This window comes from Zavarzinia marina, from assembly GCF_021568905.1.
In the GTDB taxonomy this organism is placed as follows: Bacteria; Pseudomonadota; Alphaproteobacteria; order Zavarziniales; family Zavarziniaceae; genus Zavarzinia; species Zavarzinia marina.
Genome location: NZ_JAKGSB010000001.1, coordinates 1,196,543 through 1,217,711, shown reverse-complemented (window position 1 = coordinate 1,217,711; position 21,169 = coordinate 1,196,543). Strand labels below are relative to the sequence as shown.

The window sequence follows — 21,169 nt, the reverse complement described above, 5'->3', positions numbered from 1 at the left end:
CGAGGCAGTTGGCGGCGACGTTCAGCCTGCCGTCGTGGAACCAGCGGATGTGGACGTCCCCGGGCCCGAAGGAGACGTCCTTCACGCCGTCCAGCGTATAGGGCGTCATCCAGTCGAGGCGTCGCCCCGCCTCGTACCAGAACCCCACCGGATCCTCGATCGAGCGCCGGTAACCCGACGCGTAATCCGATGCCGTCACCTTCGCTCTCGACGCAAAGCCCGACGGCACGGGGTAGAGGAGTTCGTTCAGGGTGTCGGGCTTGGGGTTCGCGGACATGAGGTGTCTCCGTCTATGGGGGCGGGAGGACGAAGGGAAGGGAAGTCCTGCGGCGTTACACAGCCGGTCGGGTCCAAAGAAAAAGGGTGGCGGTCTTCACCGCCACCCTCGTATTTGCCGGGTCAGTCGATGATCGAGTGACCCTTGGTTTCCCTGACGAACAGCATGCCGATGACGAAGGTGCCGGCGGCGATGATGATCGGATACCAGAGACCGTCGTAGATGTTGCCGGTGGCGGCCACGATGGCGAAGGCGGTGGTCGGCAGGAAGCCGCCGAACCAGCCGTTGCCGATGTGGTAGGGCAGCGACATCGAGGTATAGCGGATGCGGGTCGGGAACATTTCGACCAGCAGGGCCGCGATCGGGCCGTAGACCATGGTGACGAAGAGCACCAGGATGAACAGAAGAACCAGGAGCATCACATAGTTGATCTCGGACGGCTGGGCCTTCGCCGGGTAGCCGGCATCGTCCAGGGTCTGGCTCAGGGCGGCGTTGAAGGCGGTGCCCTGTTCGGCGGCATCCGCCGCCAGGCCGTTGTAGGACGCGATCACGATGTCGCCGACCTTGATCTGCGCGGGCGTGCCGGCCGGGGCGGCCTCGTTCTCATAGGGCGTGCCGCGCTTCACCAGGGCGGATTTGGCGATGTCGCAGGTCGAGGTGAACTTGGACGTGCCGACCGGATTGAACTGGAAGGTGCATTCCGCGGGATCGGCGACCACCACCACGGGGGCCGAATTCACCGCCTGCTCCAGGGCCGGATTGCCGTAATGGGTCATGGCCTTGAAGATCGGGAAATAGGTCAGCGCCGCAATCAGGCAGCCGGCCATGATGATCGGCTTGCGGCCGATCTTGTCCGAGAGCCAGCCGAAGAAGACGAAGAACGGCGTGCCGACCAGCAGCGAGCCGGCGATCAGCAGATTCGCGGTCTGGGCATCGATCTTCAATGTCTGGGTCAGGAAGAACAGGGCGTAGAACTGGCCGGTGTACCAGACCACGGCCTGGCCGGCGGTCAGGCCGAAGAGGGCGATGAGGACGATCTTCAGGTTCCGCCACTGGCCGAAGCTCTCGGTGATCGGGGCCTTCGAGCGGGTGCCCTCTTCCTTCATCTTCTGGAAGGCCGGGGATTCGTTCAGCTGCATGCGGATCCAGACCGAAATGCCCAGCAGGACGATCGAGACCAGGAAGGGAATGCGCCAGCCCCAGTCCTCGAAGGCTTCGGTCGACATGGACAGGCGGACGCCGAGGATCACCAGCAGCGACAGGAACAGGCCGATGGTCGCCGTGGTCTGGATCCACGAGGTATAGAGGCCGCGCTTGTCGTTCGGCGCATGTTCCGCGACATAGGTCGCGGCGCCGCCGTATTCGCCGCCGAGGGCGAGACCCTGCAGGAGGCGCAGGGCGACGAGGATGATCGGCGCCGCGATGCCGATCGAGGCATAGGACGGCAGGATGCCGACGACGAAGGTCGAGGCACCCATCATCAGGATGGTGATGAGGAAGGTGTATTTGCGCCCGACGAGATCGCCCAGCCGGCCGAACACCAAGGCGCCGAAGGGGCGCACCGCGAAGCCGGCGGCGAAGGCCATCAGGGCGAAGATGAAGGCGGCGGTCGGATTGACGGCCGAGAAGAACTGCTTCGAGATCACGGCCGCGAGCGAACCGTAGAGGTAGAAATCGTACCACTCGAAGACGGTGCCCAGCGAAGAGGCGAACACCACCTTCCGCTTTTCCCTGATGTCGGCACGGCCGTTCGCCGCGCTCGCAGAAACGCTGACCATTGTAACCTCCCTGGGCGATCTCCGCCGCTGTTGCCTCCGCTGTGCCGGGTCTCCCGTCCCGACTTTTTCCGGTCGTATCAGTGGTATCCGACGAGCCCGCTTTTTTAAGCCCGACCAAGGTCGAAATGGCCGGATTCGCGCTTTGACTTTGGTATTAGGTGCGTTGCGAAAGAATTCGCGGTCCCGCGGCAAGAATTGGCTCGGCCGCGCCGCGCACCGCCGCCGAACCCCGCCTTGTGAACCCGGCCTTGTTGTGAGAGGCTTTGAACAACCATGAGGCGCGATGGGGTGCGGGGGTATGGCGATGATGAAGGAATTTCGGGGCTGCATTCCCGCTTTGGCTGTGGTCGCGGCGCTGGCCTGTCTTTCGGGGCCTCGCCCCGCCGGCGCCGGAAACTGCGACTGCAGGCCCGAGATCGGCAATGCCGACGCGGTCACTACCGATCTATGCGCCAAGGTCTGGAAGGAAGGGCAATGCACCCTCAAGGAGAGCGGCGCGAATTCGACCTATATGGGCTTTCTCGGGCAATGGCCCGGCATCGACGGTAGCAGCGTCGCGGGCGATCCCGTCGACATGTCGCGATACGCCGGGCTCGGCGGCAAGATCCCGCAGATCGCCGAGATCACCAGGGATATCGATTTCCTGACCGAGGACGACGTCGTCGCCCAGTTCGACCGGATCGGCCGGCAGGCGGACCCCGCGGTGATGGAAAAACTGTGGGCGGGCCGCGAGGTGATCCCTCGGGACCTGTTCAACTGGCGCGTCGCGGACGCCATGATCGCCGATTTCGGCGCGCCGGAGATCGGCTTTGCCCTGAGGTTCGCGAACGAGCATACGGTGAACGAAAGCCTGTTCCGCGAGGAGGTGGTCGAGAACAGGGACGTCGGCGATGGCCGCATCGCCCGCTTCGGTGACGGCTGCTTCCAGTTCGGCCGGAGCGACGCCTATGTTCTCGTCGATTTCCTGCCGGCCGGCGTGCGCTGCCCCGCCGCGTTCTTCGAGAAATTCTGATCACGGGAAGGAGGCGAGCCATGGCCGAGGGTGACGGCGGCGACGATCCGATCCACTACCTGCCGCCGCGGCACGGGTTTTCGGAAGGAACGAAGAAGGGCCTGCGCGCAACCGCCTGGTTGCTGGGCGTCCTGGTGCTGATCGTCCTGGCCGACCATTTCGTGACCGGCGCGAGACTGGATGTCGTCGCCGATCTCGTCTTCGCCCTGATCGTCGCCGTCGCGGGCGTCTGGGTGGTCGGCGGCATGGTGACGATCAAGTCCGAGGCCTTCGACCTCGGCCTGAAGGCCGGCGGCGGGATGGCGCTCCTTCTCGTCTTCACGATCTTCGTGAAGCCGTTCTCGGCGACCGACGGCGTCGTCGCCCATGACGTCGTCTTCGTCGTGGATCCGGACGGCGAGATATCGTCCATCGTGGACGAGGCGATCGCCGATCTGCCGGGGCTCGAGATCAGCACCGCCGACCTCGCCATCCTGCGCCAGTTCAATCCGAACAGGAGCCGTCTGCCGATCGAATTCGCGGCGGACGAGCCGAAGCTCTGGCACTTCGACAAGACCCCGGCCATGTTGAAGATATTGCGCGATGTCGTGAAACGTTCAAAATCGTGCTTGACGCTGGAAGAGCCGGACGGGAAAGAGAGATTCAGGCTGACCGTGAACAGGGAGCGGGTCGTGGCGGAGACGGTCGGCGGCGGGCGCCGGATCTACCGCTGCAAATAGGCTCCCGCCCGGTCCCTCCCGACCGGGGGACGGCGACCCGGCTTTCCGGTTCGTCGCCCCGGCAGAGGCGTGCCGACGCCCGGAAGAGGCGTGAAGGCCGCGGCCACCGCGAGGGCATTTCCGCCCGCCGGTGACGTGCGGACCGAGTCAGAACCGGAGGAAAACGTTCAATGCTGCAGGACTGGGCTATCCTGCTGATGTCGCTGGCCTATATCGGCAGCCTTTTCGCCATCGCCTATGTCGGCGACTGGCGGCCCCGGCGCGCGGCGACCTCGCAGCACCTGATCTACGCCCTGTCGCTGGCGATCTATTGCACGTCCTGGACCTTCTACGGCAGCGTCGGCCGCGCTGCGGCGGCCGGCTGGGACTTCATCCTGATCTTCGTCGGCCCGATCCTGGTCATGGTCCTCGGCCACAGGCTGCTGGCGCGCATGGTGCTGATCGCGCGCAATCAGAACATCACCTCGATCGCCGATTTCATCGGCTCGCGCTACGGCAAGAGCCGGGCCGTCTCGGCCATCGTCGCCATCGTCGCCATCGTCGGCGTGCTGCCCTATATCGCGCTGCAGCTGAAGGCGGTCTCCGACAGTTTCGACGCCGCCGTCGGCGTCTCCGGCACGGTCTCCGTCTCCGGCTTCGATGCCTGGCGCGACACGGCGCTGATCGTCGCCGTGATGATGGCGGTCTTCACCATGCTGTTCGGCATCCGCCGCGCCCAGGCGACGGAACAGCATCGCGGCATGATGCTGGCGATCGCCTTCGAGAGCCTGGTGAAACTCGCCGCCTTCGTCGCGGTCGGGCTCTATGTCTCCTACGAGGTCTTCGGCGGCCTCGGCGGTGTTGTCGAGCGCATCTCCACCGATCCCGAGCTCGCCCGCTTCCGGGCTCCCGACGTCGGCCTGAACTGGTTCACCCTGACGGTGCTCTCGGGCGTCGGCTTCCTCTGCCTGCCGCGCCAGTTCCATGTCGCGGTGATCGAGCACGGCCCGGGCAGTCACCTGGCGACGGCGCGCTGGCTGTTCCCCCTCTATCTCGTCGTGATCAACCTGTTCGTGGTGCCGATCGCCGTCGCCGGCCTCGTCGCGACCCCGGCCGGCTTCGATCCCGACATGTTCGTGATCTCGGTCCCGATGGGCAGCGGTGCCGAGGCGCTGTCCACCTTCGTCTTCATCGGCGGCCTGTCGGCGGCGACCAGCATGGTCATCGTCGCCTGCCTGGCGCTGTCGATCATGGCCTCGAACGAGATCGCCATGCCCTTCCTGCTGCGCTGGCGCCGGCTCGAGCGGCACGACAGCGGGCGGGTGGTCATCGTCACGCGGCGCATCGCCGTGGTCGTGGTGCTGCTGCTCGGCTACCTCTACGAACGCTCCCTGGTCGGCCAGATGTCCCTGGTCTCGATCGGTCTCATCTCCTTTGCCGCCGTCGCGCAATTCGCGCCTGCCCTGATCGTCGGCCTGTTCTGGCGCGGCGCGCATCGAAACGGTGCCGTCGCCGGCCTTTTGGGCGGCAGCGCGGTCTGGCTCTATGCCCTGTTCCTGCCCTCGATCCTGGGGGGCGCGGAGGCGCCGCTCGCCCCCTATGTGCCCGAGACCGTGGCGGATCTCGATGCCCTGACCCAGGGCGTGCTGGTCAGCCTGTCGGTCAATCTGGCGCTGCTGGTCGCCGTCTCCCTGTTCTCGGCCCCGCACAAGCGGGACCGGGACCAGGCCGACGCCTTCGTCGCGCCCAAGGTCGAACTGGACGCCGAAACCGTGCAGCGCGCCGGCGCCGCGCTTTCCGTCGACGAACTGAAGAATCTCTCGGCGCGCTTCATCGGTGTCGACCAGGCGGAACAGGCCTATGCCGGGATCGAGCGCACCGGCGTCAATGTCGCCGCCTTCACCGAGCGCCTGCTGTCGGGCGTGATCGGCGCCGCCTCGGCGCGGGTGGTGCTGGCCTCGGCGCGCCAGGGCTCGCGCCTGTCGGGGCGGGCGATGCGCGCTGTGCTGGGCGAGGCGTCGGAGGCCATCCGCCAGAATTTCTCGCTGCTGCGCACCACCCTCGATCACGTCAGCCAGGGCATCGCCGTGTTCGACCGCGAGCGCCGGCTGGTGACCTGGAACGAGCGCTTCTTCGACATGCTGTGGGTGCCGCGTGACCAGGCGCGTGTCGGCACCACCAACAGCGAACTCGGCGTGGTCGGGCGCCTGCGGTCCCTCGGCACCGCGCTCGCCATGCCCGCCGGCGGCATGACCACCGTGCGCCAGGTGGAGCGGCCGGACGGCGCCCGCATGGAATTGCGCTTCGATCCCATGCCGGGCGGCGGCTTCTCGATCATGGTGACCGACGTCACCGAACGCCACATTGCCGAAGCTGCCCTGAAAACCGCCAACGAGAGCCTGGAACGAAGGGTCGAGGAACGGACGGCCGACCTGACCCGCGTCATCGCCGAACTGCATCAGGCGCGCACCGCGGCGGAGGAGGCGAACCTGGGCAAGACCCGCTTCCTCGCCGCCGCCAGCCACGACCTGCTGCAGCCCCTGCACGCGGCGCGTCTCTTCGCGACGGCGCTCGGCGACCGGCACCCCGGCGAGCCGCTGGTGGCCAAGGTCGACCAGGGCCTCGCCGCCGTCGAGGTGCTGCTCGACGCATTGCTCGACATCTCGCGCCTCGACCAGGGGGTGATGACGCCGGACTGGCAGCCCGTCGCCCTCGGCCCGCTGATGGACGGCATCGCCTCGACCCTGGCGCCCCTGGCGGCGAAGCGGGGCGTCGAACTGGTGGTGGTGCCCTCCAGCCTCGCGGTCCGTTCCGATCCGCAACTCTTGCGCCGGGTGATCCAGAACTATCTCTCCAACGCCATCCGCTACAGCGATCCGTCGCGGCCGCGCTGCCGGGTGCTGATCGGCGCGCGGCGGCAGGGCGAGCGCGCGGTGATCGAGGTCTGGGACAGCGGCCCCGGCATCGATCCCGCCCATCAGGATACGATCTTCGGCGAATTCGTCCGCCTGGGCGCCAAGGCGGACGAGCAGGGGGTGAAGGGGCTCGGCCTCGGCCTCGCCATCGTCGAGCGCATCTGCCGCATCCTCGAACATCCGATCGGCGTCCGCTCCACCGTCGGCCACGGCTCCGTCTTCTCGGTCAGCGCGCCCCTGACCGAGGCGCCGGCGCCGCGCCGGGCCGAAACCGGCCTGCCGGCCCCGGTGGAGGCGAATCCGATCCGTCTCTCGGTTCTCGCGATCGACGACGAGGCGGCGATCCGCGAGGCGATCCAGGCCCTCCTGAAGGGATGGGCCTGCGATGTCGTGTTGGCGGATTCGGTCGAAGGCGCCAAGGCGGCGATGCGGGACATGGGGCGCGGGCCGGACGTCATCCTGGTCGACTATCACCTGGGCGGCAGCAGCAACGGCCTCGCCGCCATCACCGCGCTTCGCCAGCAGGCCGGGCGCCTCTTGCCGGCCGCCCTGATCACCGCCGACCGCGAGCCGCGCCTGCGCCAGGAAGCCAAGCGCCATCAGGTCGAGCTTCTGCCGAAGCCGGTGAAGCCAGCGGCGCTCCGTGCCTATCTCGATCACCTGCGGAAGGATCTGGGGCTGGCGGCGGCGAGCTGATCGCGGCCTTCTCCCACTGCGTCACCCCGTCCCGTGGCGTCATCCCGGCGAAGGCCGGGATCGCGCGACGAGAAAGGCGCGTCCGCCTGGGGAAGACCCCAGCCTTCGCCGGGGGTGACGAACAGGAAGGAACGAAAGGGGATGAGGGTGACGGGCCCCTCAGTCCACCGTCCTGAAGTCGAGGAGGCGGGCGGCGATCACGGCCTGGGTGCGGCTGTGGACGTTCAGCTTCTTCAGGATCGCCGTGACATGGGCCTTCACCGTCGCCTCGCCGACGCTGAGCTCGAAGGCGATCTGCTTGTTGAGAAGGCCCTGGGACATCATCGACAGCACCTTGAGCTGCTGCGGCGTCAGTTCGCCGAGGCGGCGCTCGATGTCCTGGCGGCTGGAGCCCGCGCCATTCGCCCCCTCGGCGGCGGTGGGCGGCAGCCAGACCTGTCCCTCGAGGATATGTCCGATCGCTTCGCCGATGGTCTCCAGCGGCGCGGATTTCGGGATGAAGCCCGAGGCGCCGAATTCGATGGCGCGGCGCATCACCGTCTCGTCCGTGGTGGCGGAGACCATGGCGACCGGCACCAGCGGGTGCGCGGCGCGCAGCGCGGCAAGGCCGGTGAAACCGTCCATGCCCGGCATGTTGAGATCGAGAATGACGAGATCGACCGTGCCCAGCCCGTCGACGATCTGCTTCGCCTCGTCGAGGCTGGAGGCGTCGTGAACCTCGACTCCCTTCAGGCTCTGGGTCAGGGCGTGGCGCATCGCGTCCCGCACCAGGGGATGATCGTCGGCGACGACGACCGTCCAGCCACTTTCCGCAGCATCCATTCTTGTAATCTTTCGTTCCCTCCCCTGGACCCTAGCGGGCATCGGCCGTGCGGTGCAATCACCGTCTGTCGATTCCCGATGGCCGACAGCAAGAAACTGAACCATTAGACTTAAGTAGGGGCTGGCCCACAACGACGATGCCGGTAAACGGTTTCCAACGGCAGTGAAAATGCCGGCCGAACGGAGGAAACCGGCGCACGGATTTGATCGCCCCAGACTGGCGGTGCCGATGCGCCAGAACAGGTGGGGGGCTCTCTTGAGCGATCTGGTTCTCGAAACCGAGGGCTTGACCAAGGAATTTCGTGGTTTCGTCGCCGTCAACGACGTGAATCTCAAGGTTCAGCGCGGCAGCATCCATGCCTTGATCGGACCGAACGGTGCCGGCAAGACCACCGTCTTCAATCTGCTGACCAAGTTCCTGCAGCCGACCACCGGCCATGTCCGCTTCAACGGCCGCGACATCACCCGCGCCAAGCCGGCGGAAATCGCCCGCATGGGCGTGGTGCGCTCGTTCCAGATCTCGGCGGTGTTTCCCCATCTGACCGTGCTCGAGAACGTGCGGGTGGCGTTGCAGGCGCCGAGCCCCAAGGTGTTCCATTTCTGGCGTTCCGTGCGCGAGATGGATTACCTGGACGAGCGCGCGAAGCAACTGGTCGAGGACGTCGGCCTCGGGCCCTTCCTGCACACGCCGGCGGTGGAACTCTCCTATGGCCGCAAGCGCGCCCTGGAGATCGCGACCACGCTCGCCCTCGATCCCGACCTGATGCTGCTGGACGAACCGACCCAGGGCATGGGGCACGAGGATGTCGGACGTATCATCGACCTGATCCGCCGCGTGCGCGAAGGCCGCACGATCCTGATGGTGGAACACAACATGTCCGTCGTCTCCGGCCTGTCCGACACGATCACCGTGCTGCAGCGCGGCCAGATCCTGGCGGAAGGGCCCTATGACGTCGTCTCGAACAATCCCGACGTGATCGAAGCCTATATGGGGACCGGCCATGGCTGACGCCGCGATGCAGATGGCGCCCGCCGCCGAAACCCGCCTTCAGATCGCGGGGCTCGATGCCTATTACGGCGAAAGCCACGTGCTGCACGGCGTCGACATCGAGGTCCGCCGGGGCGAGGTGGTCGCCCTTCTCGGCCGGAACGGCGCGGGCAAGACCTCGACGCTGCGCTCGATCATGGGCCTCGTCGGCCGGCGCACCGGCTCGATCCGCTTCGACGGCAGCGAGACCGCGAACCTGCAGCCGCATCGGATTGCCCGCCTCGGCCTTGGTTACGTGCCCGAGGAACGGGGCATCTTCGCCAGCCTGAACGTGCAGGAAAACCTGATGCTGCCGCCCATGATCAAGGCGGGCGGCATGTCGGTGGCCGACATCTTCGCCCTGTTCCCCAATCTGAAGGAACGGCTCTACAGCCCCGGCACCAAACTGTCGGGCGGCGAGCAGCAGATGCTGGCGATCGGGCGGATCCTGCGCACCGGCGCCGACTTCATCCTTCTGGACGAGCCGACCGAAGGGCTCGCCCCGGTCATCGTGCAGCAGATCGGCCAGGCCGTGCGCCGCCTGAAGGAAGGCGGCCTGACCATGATCCTGGTCGAGCAGTCGATCCACTTCGTTTCGACCATCGCCGACCGTTTCTACGTGATGGAGGACGGCCACGTCGTCGACCACCTGACGGCGGCGGAACTGGCGGCGGACCGCGAACGGCTCGTCACCTATCTCGGCGTGTAATTCAACAGATAACAAATGGGGCCGCCGGCCCCGACTACCCTGGGGAGACTGTAGAATGTTCAAGAAGGCTCTTCTCGCCGGCGTCGCGGCTTCCGCCCTGATCACCGGCACCGCAATGGCCGAAGGCCTGTCCGGCGACAAGGTCGTCGTCGGCGTGCTCACCGATCTGTCGGGCGTCTATGCCGACATCGCCGGCAAGGGTTCGATCGCCGCCGCCGAAATGGCCGTCGCCGACTACGGCGGCACCGTTCTCGGCAAGCCGATCGAAATCCTCTCGGCCGACCACCAGAACAAGCCCGACATCGCCTCGACCATCGCCCGCGAATGGATCGACGCCCAGGGCGCCGACGTCATCGTCGATCTCGTCACCTCCTCGGTCGGCCTCGCCGTGCAGGGCATCGGCGGCGAGAAGGGCGTGGTGACGATCAATTCGGGCGCCGCCACCGTGCGCCTGACCCAGAAGGAATGCACCGCGACCGGCTTCCACTGGATCTACGACACCTATTCGCTGGCCCATGTGACCTCGCCCGCCGTCATCGCCGAGGGCGGCGACAGCTGGTACATCATCACGGCGGACTACGCCTTCGGCCACAGCCTCGAAGCCGATGCCGCCTCGGTGATCGCCGAGAAGGGCGCCACCCTGGTGGGCACCGTGCGCCACCCGTTCCCCTCGGCCGACCTGTCGTCCTATCTGCTGCAGGCCCAGGCTTCGGGCGCCAAGGTGATCGGCTTCGCCAATGCCGGCCAGGACACCATCAATTCGGTGAAGCAGGCGTCGGAATTCGGCATCGTCGCCGGCGGCCAGAAGCTGGTCGCGCTGCTCGCCTTCCTCAGCGACATCCATTCGATCGGTCTCGAACTCGGCCAGGGCCTGAACGTCACCACCGGCTTCTACTGGAACATGGACGACGAGACCCGCGCCTTCGCGGAACGCTTCAACGAGAAGGTGGGCCGGATGCCGACCATGGTGCAGGCCTCGGTCTATTCCAGCACCCTCCACTATCTGAAGGCGGTCGAGGCGGCGGGCACCGACGACGGGGCGACGGTCGCCGCCAAGATGAAGGAGATGCCGGTGAAGGACGCCGTGGTCCACGACGGCACGATCGCCGCCAACGGCCGCATGATTCACGACATGTATCTCATGGAAGTGAAGAAGCCCGAGGAATCGACGGGCGAGTGGGACGTCTACAAGCTGGTCCGCACCGTGCCGGGCGCCGAGGCCTTCCAGGATCCGAAGGAATCGGGCTGCGCGCTCGTCGAATAATTGGGTCCGGTGAACCGACGACGACGGGATCGTTGCCATGTTTGAACTGATCGGCATTCCGCCGCAGGCCCTGTTCGGCCAGCTTCTGCTGGGTCTGATCAACGGCTCCTTCTATGCCTTGCTCAGCCTGGGGCTCGCCGTGATCTTCGGCATGCTCAATGTGATCAACTTCGCCCACGGCGCCCTCTACATGCTGGGGGCGTTCGTGGCCTGGTTCCTGCTCCAATATCTGGGGCTGGGCTATTGGTGGGCGCTGGTGCTCAGTCCCGTCGCCGTCGGCGCCGTCGGCATCGTCATCGAGAAGACGATGCTGCAGCGGCTCTACAAGCTCGACCATCTCTACGGTCTGCTCTTCACCTTCGGGCTCGCCCTGATCCTCGAAGGCATCTTCAAGCACTTCTACGGTGTTTCCGGCCAGTCCTACACGACGCCGGACCTGTTCAAGGGCGGCACCAATCTCGGCTTCATGTTCCTGCCCTATTACCGGGGCTGGGTCGTGGTGCTGTCGATCGCCGTCTGCGCGGCCACCTGGTACGCGATCGAGAAGACGCGCCTCGGCTCCTACCTGCGGGCGGCGACCGAGAACCCGCGCCTGGTGCAGTCCTTCGGCATCAACGTGCCGGTGATGATCACCCTGACCTACGGCTTCGGCGTCGCGCTCGCCGGTCTGGCCGGGGTGATGGCGGCGCCGATCTATTCGGTCAATCCGCTGATGGGCTCCAACCTCATCATCGTCGTCTTCGCGGTCGTCGTGATCGGCGGCATGGGTTCCATCTTCGGGGCCGTGGTCTCGGGCTATCTGCTCGGCCTCCTCGAGGGCCTGACCAAGGTCTTCATGCCCGAAGCCGCCAACATCGTCGTCTTCGTGATCATGGTGGTGGTGCTTCTGCTGCGCCCCGCGGGCCTCTTCGGACGGGAGCGCTGATCATGTCCGTCAAATATTCGACCACGCCTTCGGGCACCGTCACCGGCCGCTTCTCCGGCCGGGCCAGCCTGATCATCGGCGCGATCCTGATCGTCGCCCTGCTGGCGGCGCCCTATGTGCTCTATCCCGCCTTCGTCATGAAGGCACTGTGCTTCGCGCTTTTCGCCTGCGCCTTCAATCTGGTGCTCGGCTTCGTCGGCCTGCTGTCGTTCGGGCATGCCGCCTTCTTCGGGGCGGCGGCCTATGCCACCGGCTATTCGGCCAAATTCTTCGGCCTGACGCCCGAACTCTCGATCCTCTTCGGCGGGCTCGTCGGCGGCGTCTTCGGCTTCGTCTTCGGCTGGGTGGCGATCCGGCGGCAGGGCATCTATTTCGCCATGATCACCCTCGCGCTGTCGCAGATGGTGTTCTTCCTGGCCCTGCAGGTGACGGGCATCACCGGCGGCGAGGACGGCCTGCAGGGCGTGCCGCGCGGCGAACTCTTCGGCCTGATCAGCCTCGACGAGCCACTGGTGATGTATTACTTCGTCGTCGCCGTGTTCCTGATCTGCTTCGCCTTCATCTGGCGGGTGGTGAATTCGCCCTTCGGCGCGGTCCTCAAGTCGATCCGCGAGAACGAGCCGCGCGCCATCTCGCTCGGCTACAACGTCGACCGCTTCAAGCTGATCGCCTTCACGCTCTCGGCGGCGCTGACCGGGGTCGCCGGCGGCACCAAGGCGCTCACGGTCCAGCTCGCCTCGCTGACCGACGTGCAGTGGCAGATGTCGGGCGAAGTCATTCTGATGACGCTGCTCGGCGGCGTCGGCACATTGGTCGGACCGGCGGTGGGCGCCACCCTGGTGGTTTCGCTGGAGAATTTCCTCGCCACCTCGGGCCTGCCGGTGACGACGGTGATCGGCGTCATCTTCGTCGTCTGCGTGCTGGTGTTCCGGCGCGGCATCGTCGGCGAATTCAACGCCTTCCTGGGCCGGCGCAAGCACTGAGCGCCCCGGTTGCGGGACGCCCGTCTTCGGCGTAAGACGGGCGTTTCCAGAGCACCGGTGCCCCCGATGAACGAATCCCGCGTCTGGCAGCGTTTCCTCTCGGGGCGCCGCCTGGACCTCGCCAATCCCGCCGCCTTCGATTTCGAGGACACGGACATCGCCCTCGGCCTGTCGCGGGTGGCGCGCTGGAACGGCGCGACGCGGGGCGAATTCGCCTATTCGGTGGCCCAGCATTCCCTCGACGTATTGGCCGAGGTGCGGCGCGCCACGCCGGCCTCGCGCCTCTCCCTGAAGCTCGAACTCGCGACCCTGCTGCACGACGCCTGCGAGGGGCTTCTCGGCATGGACGTGATCACGCCCCTGAAGCCCTTCCTCGGCCCCGCCTGGCGGCGGCTGGAGGACGGCGTGCAGCGTGCCGTCCACACCCGCTACGGCCTGCCGTTTCCCCTGCCGGCGGAAATGACCCGGCGGATCAAGAAGGCCGACAAGGCGCTGGCCGCGACCGAGGCGGTGCAACTGGTCGGCCTGACCCCGGCCGAAGCCCGCGACCCCGCCACTTTCGGCATGTTGGAGCCGCCGCTGGACAGGACGCTCGAACCCTGGCCGGCCAAGCGGGCGGAAGAGGCATTCCTGACCGAACTCCGCCGGCTCGAAGCCTTCATGGCGGGCAAGGGAAAGTAACCTTGCTCGTCATCCCGGCGCAGGCCGGGATCTTTTGCCGCAAGGGCGGCCTTTCCTGATCGAGGTCCCGGCCGCGCCGGGACGACGGATGTCTGACAGAAGATTAAGCCCGCCTGCGCAGCAGATACATGGGCATGCGGCCGAACTGCTTGGCGGTCGGGATGGTGCCGACGTATTCGGCACTGAAATCGGTCGAGGTCAGGGCCAACTCGGCGGCGAAGGCTTCCGAGACGAAGACCTTGCCGGTGAAGGCGATGGGCTCGATCCGGGCGCAGCGCGTCACCTGGGCGCCGAAGAAGGTCTCTTCCTCGAGGACATTGTCCCAACTCGAATAGATCGGCCCGACATGGCCGCCGACCCGAAGCGCCAGCCCGTCGGGCAGGCCGAGGGCGGCGAGGTCGATGCGGTTCATCTCTTCCTGGAGGTCGAGGGCGAGTGCCGCCGCCGAGGGGGCGTCGGACATGATCGTGTGGATGGCATCGCCCCAGGTGTTCTTCAGCAGGATCGAATCCTGGTGGCGCTTGGTCGCCCGCGCCAGGCTGCCCATCACTTCCTTGAAGAAGACCGGGATGGTCACGTCGTTCAGCTTCGAGAAACCCTTGACGTCGCAGAAGAGGAGGGCGCGCAGCACCCGGTGGGGCCGGCCGTCGCCCGCCGGCGCCGCATAGGGCTCGGCATCGGCCCTGCTTGCGCGCTGACCGACGGCGGTTTCGGCGGTCGCGGTGCCGCCGGGCCAGATCACCTCGCAGTCGCGCTGCAGGGCGCCGCGCCAGAAGGCGACGTCCGCCGCCGTGCCGGCCGGCCCTTCGCCGGAGACGCCGTCCCAGACCGCGAGCTGCACGGCGGGACCGCCCAGCATCTCGGCCCGGATCACCGCGAGACCCATGGCATAGCGCGCGGCATAGCCGAAGATCTCGTCGTCGCCGAGGAAGGGATCGAAAGTGGCGAGCGAGACCTTGACGCGGGGGTCATGGATCAGCGTCTCGAAGCGTTCCACCCATCCGGGGCCGGAGTCCGCGACCGAGATGCGCACGAAATCGTCGAAGGCGAAGGGCAGCACGACATGAACCTCGCCGCCCGCCGCCAGGATCGCCTCGGCGAAGAGGATGTCGGCGCCCGACGCCAGCGAGCCATAGCCGGCCTTGATGCCGTGGCGCGCCACCGCGGCGCGGATCAGGTCCGCGACCTCCGCCTCCATGGCGGCGGGAAATCGGCCGGGCCTGCCCCAGGGGGTGAGGCGGTGGCCGGTGAAATGAGCGACCGTCGGCGGCGTCATGGGATCCAGCAGGGCGGGGTCTTGTCCTTTTTCGGCGACAACCAAGCGCAATTGGCGCCGCGTGGAAGCGACGGCCGTCACATCGAGGTCAGGCAGGGTCATGGCATCCCGGATCGCCTTCGCCGCCGCCGCCGTGTCGCCCAGGATCAATGCCGCCTCCGCCTCGGTGGCGAGGTCCCAGAAATTCGGCTTGCCCCGGGCCAGCACGTCGTCGAGATGGGCCTTGGCGCGGCCGGCGAAAGTGCGGGCGCCCGCTTCGTCGCCCGACAGCAGATAGAGCGTCGCCGCGTTGATCGCCGGGTAGTAGTCGGGATAGCGGTCATAGGCGGCGCGATAGGCTTCCGCCGCCTGATGCAGCTTTTCGCGCCGCGCTTCGCCGGACAGGGCCAGTGCCTCGTCCTTCTCGATCCGGCCGAGCAAGGTCGCGTAGTCGAGCCCGAGATCGGGGCTGAGGCCGAATTCCCCGTAGCGCATGTGAGCCAGCTCGCTGGCGCCGGCGCGCGCCAGGCACAGCACCGCCTCATAGGCGAGGCGGTGATCGCCGCCGTGTTCCTCGATGGCGGCGCGGGCGAGATCGAAGGCTTCGAACAATTCGCCCCGCTTGCGGGCGGCAACGACCTTGCGCAGAACCTCTTCGATCACCTCTGACATGGGACGGGACTCTTTTCTTCTCGCTTCAGTCCAGTTCGGCCAGGGCACGGAACTGGTCGGGATAATGCAGGGTCAGGACGCCCTTGTCGGTGCTGATCAGGCCTTCGTCGCGCCACAGCGCGAACTGCTTGTTCACCGCCTCGCGCGAGGTGCCGACCAGGGCGCCCAATTCGCGCTGGGACAGTTTCAGGCGCAGGCGCATCTCGTCGCCCTCGGTGCTGCCGCCCGATCCCTCGGCCAGCAGCAGCAGCCATTTGGCGAGCCGCGCCTCGAGACCCAGGAAGGCACGGTCCTCGATCACGCTCGACGTCCAGCGCACGCGCGCGCAGATGATCTCCAGCAGGCTCACGCAGAAATCCGGGCTCTGATGCAGATAGGGCAGGAAATGGCGGCGCGGAATGTGGAACAGGGTGGTCTTGCCGATGGCGGCGGCATCGGCCGAGCGCGACTTGCCGTCGATCAGCGCGATCTCGCCGAACAATTCGCCGGTGTCGAGGATGTTCAGGGTGATCTCGCGTCCCTCGGCGTCGCCCGCGAAAATGCGCACCTGGCCTTCGAGGATGCCGTAGAGGCCGTTGCCGTCGTCGCCCTTGGCGAAGATCACCTCGTCGTCGAGATAGCGCCGGGTGGTCGAGAAGGAGATCAGATCGTCCAGCACGCTCTCGGCGACGTCGCGCAGCAGGAAGTGACGGGTGAGCAGGGCGCGGCGTGCGGCGCGATCGTCGTCGTTCATGTCCCCCGTTTCCTTGATAGGCCCTAGCTTACTTGGCCTTCGTGCGCGGCGACGGCATATTGAAGCCTCAGACGTTCAGGGCCAAGACCGTAATGCGCGCCCCTTGAAGAGGTAGAGATGTCCAGCCACGCCGCCGTTCCCGAGTTCGAACCCCTGAAGGCCATGGTCGACGAAGCCGTCGCCCAGATGGCGGGGGCGCCGGACGACGCCGTCGTCGCCCGCCTGCTCGACGGTGCGCGCCGGCTGGTGGACGCCTATATGAGCCGCGCCATGGGGCGGGACGCGGCGGCATTTCTCGATACCGTATGGGCGATCCCGGCGCTCTCCGGCTTCGGCATCGAGAAGGCGATCCTGGGCCTGCTGTCGGTCCGCGTGCTCCAGACCCTCGGCGATCACGAGGCGGCGATCGCCCGCGCCATCCAGTCTGCCGCCGTCGCCACCGCGACAAGGGGCGACGGGCGCGGCCTGGGGGCGCCCCTGCTGGCGGATCTGGCGCAGGCCCGCGCCGCCTCCCTCGAAATGCTGGGCCGGCGCGAAGGGGCCCGCGATGCCCAGGCGGAGGCGGTGGCGCGTCGCGCCGGGCTTCTGGGGCGCAGTGATCTGCCGGACCAGCGCCCGGGCCTGGCCTCGGCCCGCAACGCGCTCGGCCGCCTCCTGATCGCGCTGGAGGACCACGAGGCGGCGATCGAGGAATTGACCACCTGCATCGACGAACTGCACGCCTTCGCCGAGGAGACGGAGGGGCGCCTGCCGCCCATGCTGTTCAACACCAGGGCGGCGGCCTGCAACCGGCTCGGCCGCGCCTATATCGCCGCCGGCCGACCGCTCGAAGCCCACCCCCATCTCATGACCTCGGTCGAGGCCATGCGCGACCTCGTCAACGAGACCCGCAACATCGGCCTGGTGGAGGATTTCCTGACCGCCCTCGGCGATCTCGAACAGGCCGAACGCGCCATGGGCAACGACGCCGTCGCCGCCAATCTGGCCGCCGAAGCGGCCCGCTGGCGCGACCACGCCCGCGCCGCCGCCAAGGGCTGATTCTCCCCGCCTTTCAACGCGTCACCAAGGCAGAAGGCCGGGGTCTCTCGACGAGAGTGCGCCTTTGCCTGGGGAAGGTCCCGGCCTTCGCCGGGACGACGAGTGACGGTCAGCCCTTCTTCTTGCCGGCGGCCACGGCGGGCAGGGGCACGCGTTCGATTTCCAGGTGATCGGTCGAGGTGGCGCGGCGCCTTGCGGTGACGAAGCGGGCGAAGAGATTGTCGCCCGCCGCGATGAGGGCGCGAGGTGCCCCCGTGGTCACGAATTTGCCGCCTTCGATGCAGACCACTTCGTCGGCGACGGCGGTTACGAAATCGACGTCGTGCTCCACCATCACCACCGTCACTTCCCGCGCCAATTCGCGCAGCACCGAGACGAGGCGCGAGGTCGATTCGACATCGACACCGGTCGACGGCTCGTCGAGGAGAAGGAGACGGGGCGCCAGGATCAGGGCGCGTGCCAGGGCCACCAGACGGCGCTGACCGCCCGACAGCGTGCCGGTGCCGGCCGCCTGGGTCACGACGATCTCCATCGGGCCTTCGGGCCTGATGTTCGCCAGGGCATCCCAGACGCCGACCCGGCGCAACACCGCCTCGATCTCGCCGTCGGTGACATCCGCTTTCACCAGTTCGAAATTCTGCCGCAGCGTGCCCGACAGCATCAGCGGGAACTGCGAGAGCGTGACGACCTGCCGGCGGAGCGATTCCAGCGTGTAGTCGCTGACCGGCTTGCCGGCGATCTTCACGGCACCCTGCTGCGGGTCATAGAGCCGGACCAGGAGCCGCATGACCGACGATTTGCCGGAACCCGAGCCGCCGACGATCGCCGTGATGGCATGGGGCCGGAACCGGTGGGAGACGCCGTTCAGGATGATCGGGCTCTTGGCCGGGGGATAGCCGAAGACGACGTTTTCGAGTTCCGCCGTCGCCTCGGTCATGGCGTGATCGCGGGCGGTCTTGGCGTCCTTGATCTCGGGTTCGGCATCGATGATCTCGCCGACGGGCCGGATCATCGGCCAATTGACCTGCAGGCCGGTGAAGAAGGAGACCAGTTCCTGGATCGGCCCGACCACCAAGGGCACCATCAGGAGCAGGCCAAGGAGGGCGCCCACCGGCGTATTCTCGTCGAAGGAGAAGGCGGCATAGATCAGCAGCACGGTGGTCAGGATCGTCGACATCGAGCCCTGGAACTGCTGCACCACCTCGCGCCGCATGGTCGCCTGGAGCTTGGCCTTCATCACCGATTTCAGGCGCGCGGCGATGGTGCGCGAGCGCTGGGCATGGGCGCGCATCAACTGCACTTCGAGGGGTTGGGCGGTCGAATTGCCCAATTCGTCGGCGAAGGCCGCTTCCTCGGCCCGGACCAGTTCGAAGGCCCGGCTGACCACGCCCGACAGTTTCCAGCCGATCAGCGGGATGATCACGATCAGCCCCAGCAGGACCCAGCGCATGGCGGCCGGGATATTCTCGAAGGCGGCGAGATTGTCGGCGAGGAAGATGGCGGCGGTGATCAGGCCGGCGCCCCTGGTCAGGGGATAGGCCAGGATCTCGCTCAGGGTGAACTGCGCGCCGGCCGAGAAGTTGTTGATGATCTGGACCAACTGCGGCCCCGAAACCCTCGTGTGGAACATCGGGCCCAGCAACAGCATCCGGTCGTGCAACAGGCCGCGCAGCGCGACCAGCATCTTCTCGTTGGCCCAGGTGGTGACCACCCGATTGCCCATGGAGAGCAGGATCACGACGACGGCGAGCACGGCATAGAGCACGGCCAGCCATTGCGGATCGCCCGCGCCCTTGCCCTCCAGCGCCGATGTCAGATTGACCAGCACCTGCTGGCTGTAGGGGGTCAGCGCGTTGAACACGGCGGCCAGCCCGACGGCGGCCAGGAACGGCAGGGGCGCCGATTTGACCAGCAGCACCGCCCAGCGGATCAGCTTCTTCATGCTCATCGGCTCGGGCGGGAAGGGCAGGCCGGGGAAGCCCCCGCCCGGTCCCTTCTTGGCGCCCATGGGCGGGCCGCCGATGGGCGCGCCGCCCTTCACGGCGCCGGCCGGCGGCATCTCGCCCTTCACGCCGCCGGCGATGGGCGGCAGGGGCACGCCCTTGGGCGCGCCGTCCATCGGCATCTCGGCGCCGGACTTGGCGAGGGGCGGTTCGGCCGTGGAAGGCTGATCCGGTGGCGGCATCTTCTTGCCCGGCGGCGGGACGTCAGAGGGCGACATGGGCACGGGCCTTCAGGATGGTCTTCAGTTCGAACTGGCGAAGCGCCGGCCAGCGGCCGAGGAACAGGCAGCACATGCCCGTCACCGTCGGCGTGGCGAAACTGGTGCCGGTCTTCACCGTATAGCCGCCGCCGGGCGCCGGCACGGTCAGCTCGTTGCCCAGCGTGGCGAATTCGATCAGTCCCTGGTCGATGAAGCGCAGGCCCATTTCGGGAACCGCGTGATTGTCGATCGAGATGACGCTGGAGAATTCGGCGGGCAGGCCCTCGTCGGTCACCGGCACGTTGCGTTTGGCGGCGACCACGATCTGGTTCCGCTGATAGGCGCTTTCGCAGAGTTTGTAGAGCGGCTCTCGCTGGGAGGCGGGGATCGCCAGGCTCATGTTGATCAGGCGATGGCGCTTCGACAGCACATGGCGGAAGGCGACCAGGGAGGCGGTGGGATCGCCCCGGTTGCGCGCGTCGAGCACGCGGATGTCGTGGATGCGGGCATTGGGCGCGATCCGCGCGATGATGCCGGCGACAGCGGTGCCATGGCCGAACGTGTCGTTGTTGGTGCCGGTCTCGAGTTCGATCGCGGTCAGGCGGCCCTCCGCCTCCTCGACCGTCCATTGCGAGACGACGCGGCCCGCGAGATCCGGGTGGGTGGCGTCGACGCCCGAATCGATCACGGCGACATCGACATCCTCGAGCGGCCCGGTCGCGATCGCGTCGAAGGGCGTTTCCGCCGCCTGTTTGAGCCATAGGTCCGACATTGCGACGTCCGCTCAGACGGCGATGTCGGCCATTTGCTCGAACAATTGCGCCAGGCGCGGCAGGCGGTCCGGCCGCGTCCGGGCGACGGTGGCCAGCGCATTCAGGATGCGCGCTTCCTCCGGTCCATAGCCGCCGGCGGTGGTCAGTTCGTCGGCGCCGCCGGCCAGCTCGCGCAGACGGTTGTGCTGATCCAGCATCAGGGCGGCGACGGTGGCGAAATTGCCGTAGGCGCGGCCGTCGTCGGTGGTGAAGCGGTGGCCGGCCTTGAAGCGGACGGCGGTCAGGACGCCGATCAACTGGTCGCCCGAGACCATGGGGGCGGCGATCACCGCGCTCGGCTCGCCCTCGACGCCGGTCGCATTGTTGGCGTCGTCGACGGTCTTGAAGGTGGGAGCGCCGATCTGGACCTCGTGGGTCAGGGCGGCGAGGCCGGTCAGGCCGGCGCCGATCGGCACGCGCTGGCCGATCAGGCTGCCCGGACCGTTGGCGATCATGACGAAGCGCAGGTCGTTGGCGTCGCGGTCATAAGCGAGAACCGAACCCTCGGCCGCATCGACGGTGCGGATCGCCGTCTCCAGCAGAAGGCGGAGCACGCCTTCTTCCCGAGACGACGGTGCGATGCCGAGATAATGGCTGAGCAGCGAACGATCCATGGCCATCCGGTATTTCCCCCTCCCAGAGCGGGCGCGAGTGTAGCAGCAAGAATCG

The 21,169-nt window shown here is 67.2% G+C and carries 18 protein-coding genes; 10 read left to right on the top strand and 8 right to left on the bottom strand.

Annotation, left to right across the window (positions count from 1 at the left end; all coding sequences use genetic code 11):
• Together L2U69_RS05855 and L2U69_RS05850 are read right to left on the bottom strand one after the other, a co-directional pair.
• On the bottom strand, window positions 1–277 hold a 277-nt coding region (locus L2U69_RS05855), incomplete at its 3' end, for an acetyl-coenzyme A synthetase N-terminal domain-containing protein (RefSeq protein WP_329605366.1).
• 122 nt (window positions 278–399) lie between these two features.
• Window positions 400–2,055, bottom strand: coding sequence for an MFS transporter (locus L2U69_RS05850; RefSeq protein WP_236105709.1), 1,656 nt, complete (start codon window positions 2,053–2,055; stop codon window positions 400–402).
• A 304-nt stretch (window positions 2,056–2,359) separates the two neighbouring features.
• On the opposite strand from L2U69_RS05850, the gene L2U69_RS05845 reads away from it, so the two are divergent.
• The 3 genes from L2U69_RS05845 to L2U69_RS05835 all read left to right on the top strand — a co-directional run bounded on the left by L2U69_RS05845 (window position 2,360) and on the right by L2U69_RS05835 (window position 7,376).
• The gene (locus L2U69_RS05845) at window positions 2,360–3,067 is read left to right on the top strand and encodes a hypothetical protein (protein ID WP_236105707.1); all 708 of its coding nucleotides are present in this window, start codon (window positions 2,360–2,362) and stop codon (window positions 3,065–3,067) included.
• A 20-nt stretch (window positions 3,068–3,087) separates the two neighbouring features.
• Window positions 3,088–3,786, top strand: a complete 699-nt coding sequence (locus L2U69_RS05840; protein ID WP_236105705.1) for a hypothetical protein — start codon at window positions 3,088–3,090, stop codon at window positions 3,784–3,786.
• A gap of 170 nt (window positions 3,787–3,956) precedes the next feature.
• Window positions 3,957–7,376: an ATP-binding protein gene (locus L2U69_RS05835; protein WP_236105704.1), complete on the top strand. Its 3,420-nt coding sequence runs from the start codon at window positions 3,957–3,959 to the stop codon at window positions 7,374–7,376.
• A gap of 159 nt (window positions 7,377–7,535) precedes the next feature.
• On the opposite strand, the gene L2U69_RS05830 is transcribed toward L2U69_RS05835, so the two are convergent.
• Window positions 7,536–8,198, bottom strand: a complete 663-nt coding sequence (locus tag L2U69_RS05830; protein WP_236105703.1) for a response regulator — start codon at window positions 8,196–8,198, stop codon at window positions 7,536–7,538.
• Window positions 8,199–8,427: 229 nt separating this feature from the next.
• Here L2U69_RS05830 and L2U69_RS05825 point away from each other — a divergent pair, with 229 nt between their 5' ends.
• The 6 genes from L2U69_RS05825 (at window position 8,428) to L2U69_RS05800 (ending at window position 13,787) form a co-directional block, all read left to right on the top strand.
• Window positions 8,428–9,207: an ABC transporter ATP-binding protein gene (locus tag L2U69_RS05825; protein WP_236105702.1), complete on the top strand. Its 780-nt coding sequence runs from the start codon at window positions 8,428–8,430 to the stop codon at window positions 9,205–9,207.
• A complete protein-coding gene (locus L2U69_RS05820) occupies window positions 9,200–9,934 on the top strand; it encodes an ABC transporter ATP-binding protein (protein ID WP_236105701.1) in 735 nt (244 codons plus the stop codon). Before L2U69_RS05825 ends, L2U69_RS05820 begins: the two co-directional genes overlap by 8 nt.
• 55 nt (window positions 9,935–9,989) lie before the next feature.
• Window positions 9,990–11,198, top strand: a complete 1,209-nt coding sequence (locus tag L2U69_RS05815; RefSeq protein WP_236105700.1) for an ABC transporter substrate-binding protein — start codon at window positions 9,990–9,992, stop codon at window positions 11,196–11,198.
• A gap of 37 nt (window positions 11,199–11,235) precedes the next feature.
• Window positions 11,236–12,123 (top strand): branched-chain amino acid ABC transporter permease, encoded by an 888-nt coding sequence (locus L2U69_RS05810; RefSeq protein WP_236105699.1) that lies wholly within the window; start codon window positions 11,236–11,238, stop codon window positions 12,121–12,123.
• Between the two features lie 2 nt (window positions 12,124–12,125).
• A complete protein-coding gene (locus L2U69_RS05805; RefSeq protein ID WP_236105697.1) occupies window positions 12,126–13,106 on the top strand; it encodes a branched-chain amino acid ABC transporter permease in 981 nt (326 codons plus the stop codon).
• A gap of 66 nt (window positions 13,107–13,172) precedes the next feature.
• Entirely contained in the window at window positions 13,173–13,787 is a 615-nt protein-coding gene (locus L2U69_RS05800) for a hypothetical protein (protein ID WP_236105695.1), read from the top strand.
• Between the two features lie 103 nt (window positions 13,788–13,890).
• Here L2U69_RS05800 and L2U69_RS05795 read toward each other — a convergent pair whose 3' ends face one another.
• Window positions 13,891–15,714, bottom strand: coding sequence for a TRAFs-binding domain-containing protein (locus tag L2U69_RS05795; protein WP_236105692.1), 1,824 nt, complete (start codon window positions 15,712–15,714; stop codon window positions 13,891–13,893).
• Window positions 15,715–15,739: 25 nt separating this feature from the next.
• Window positions 15,740–16,447: a Crp/Fnr family transcriptional regulator gene (locus tag L2U69_RS05790; protein ID WP_236105690.1), complete on the bottom strand. Its 708-nt coding sequence runs from the start codon at window positions 16,445–16,447 to the stop codon at window positions 15,740–15,742.
• Window positions 16,448–16,564: 117 nt separating this feature from the next.
• Between L2U69_RS05790 and L2U69_RS05785 the strand changes: the two genes are divergently transcribed.
• Window positions 16,565–17,485 (top strand): tetratricopeptide repeat protein, encoded by a 921-nt coding sequence (locus tag L2U69_RS05785; protein ID WP_236105688.1) that lies wholly within the window; start codon window positions 16,565–16,567, stop codon window positions 17,483–17,485.
• A 109-nt stretch (window positions 17,486–17,594) separates the two neighbouring features.
• Here L2U69_RS05785 and L2U69_RS05780 read toward each other — a convergent pair whose 3' ends face one another.
• Genes L2U69_RS05780 through L2U69_RS05770 form a run of 3 tightly spaced genes read right to left on the bottom strand, consistent with a single transcriptional unit; the run spans window position 17,595 to window position 21,120 of the window.
• Window positions 17,595–19,706, bottom strand: a complete 2,112-nt coding sequence (locus L2U69_RS05780) for an ATP-binding cassette domain-containing protein (RefSeq protein WP_236105686.1) — start codon at window positions 19,704–19,706, stop codon at window positions 17,595–17,597.
• On the bottom strand, window positions 19,693–20,460 hold the full coding sequence (locus L2U69_RS05775) for a S8 family serine peptidase (protein ID WP_236105684.1): 768 nt from the start codon (window positions 20,458–20,460) through the stop codon (window positions 19,693–19,695). Before L2U69_RS05775 ends, L2U69_RS05780 begins: the two co-directional genes overlap by 14 nt.
• A 12-nt stretch (window positions 20,461–20,472) precedes the next feature.
• Window positions 20,473–21,120: a GAF domain-containing protein gene (locus tag L2U69_RS05770; protein WP_236105681.1), complete on the bottom strand. Its 648-nt coding sequence runs from the start codon at window positions 21,118–21,120 to the stop codon at window positions 20,473–20,475.
• Between the last annotated feature and the right edge of the window lie 49 nt (window positions 21,121–21,169).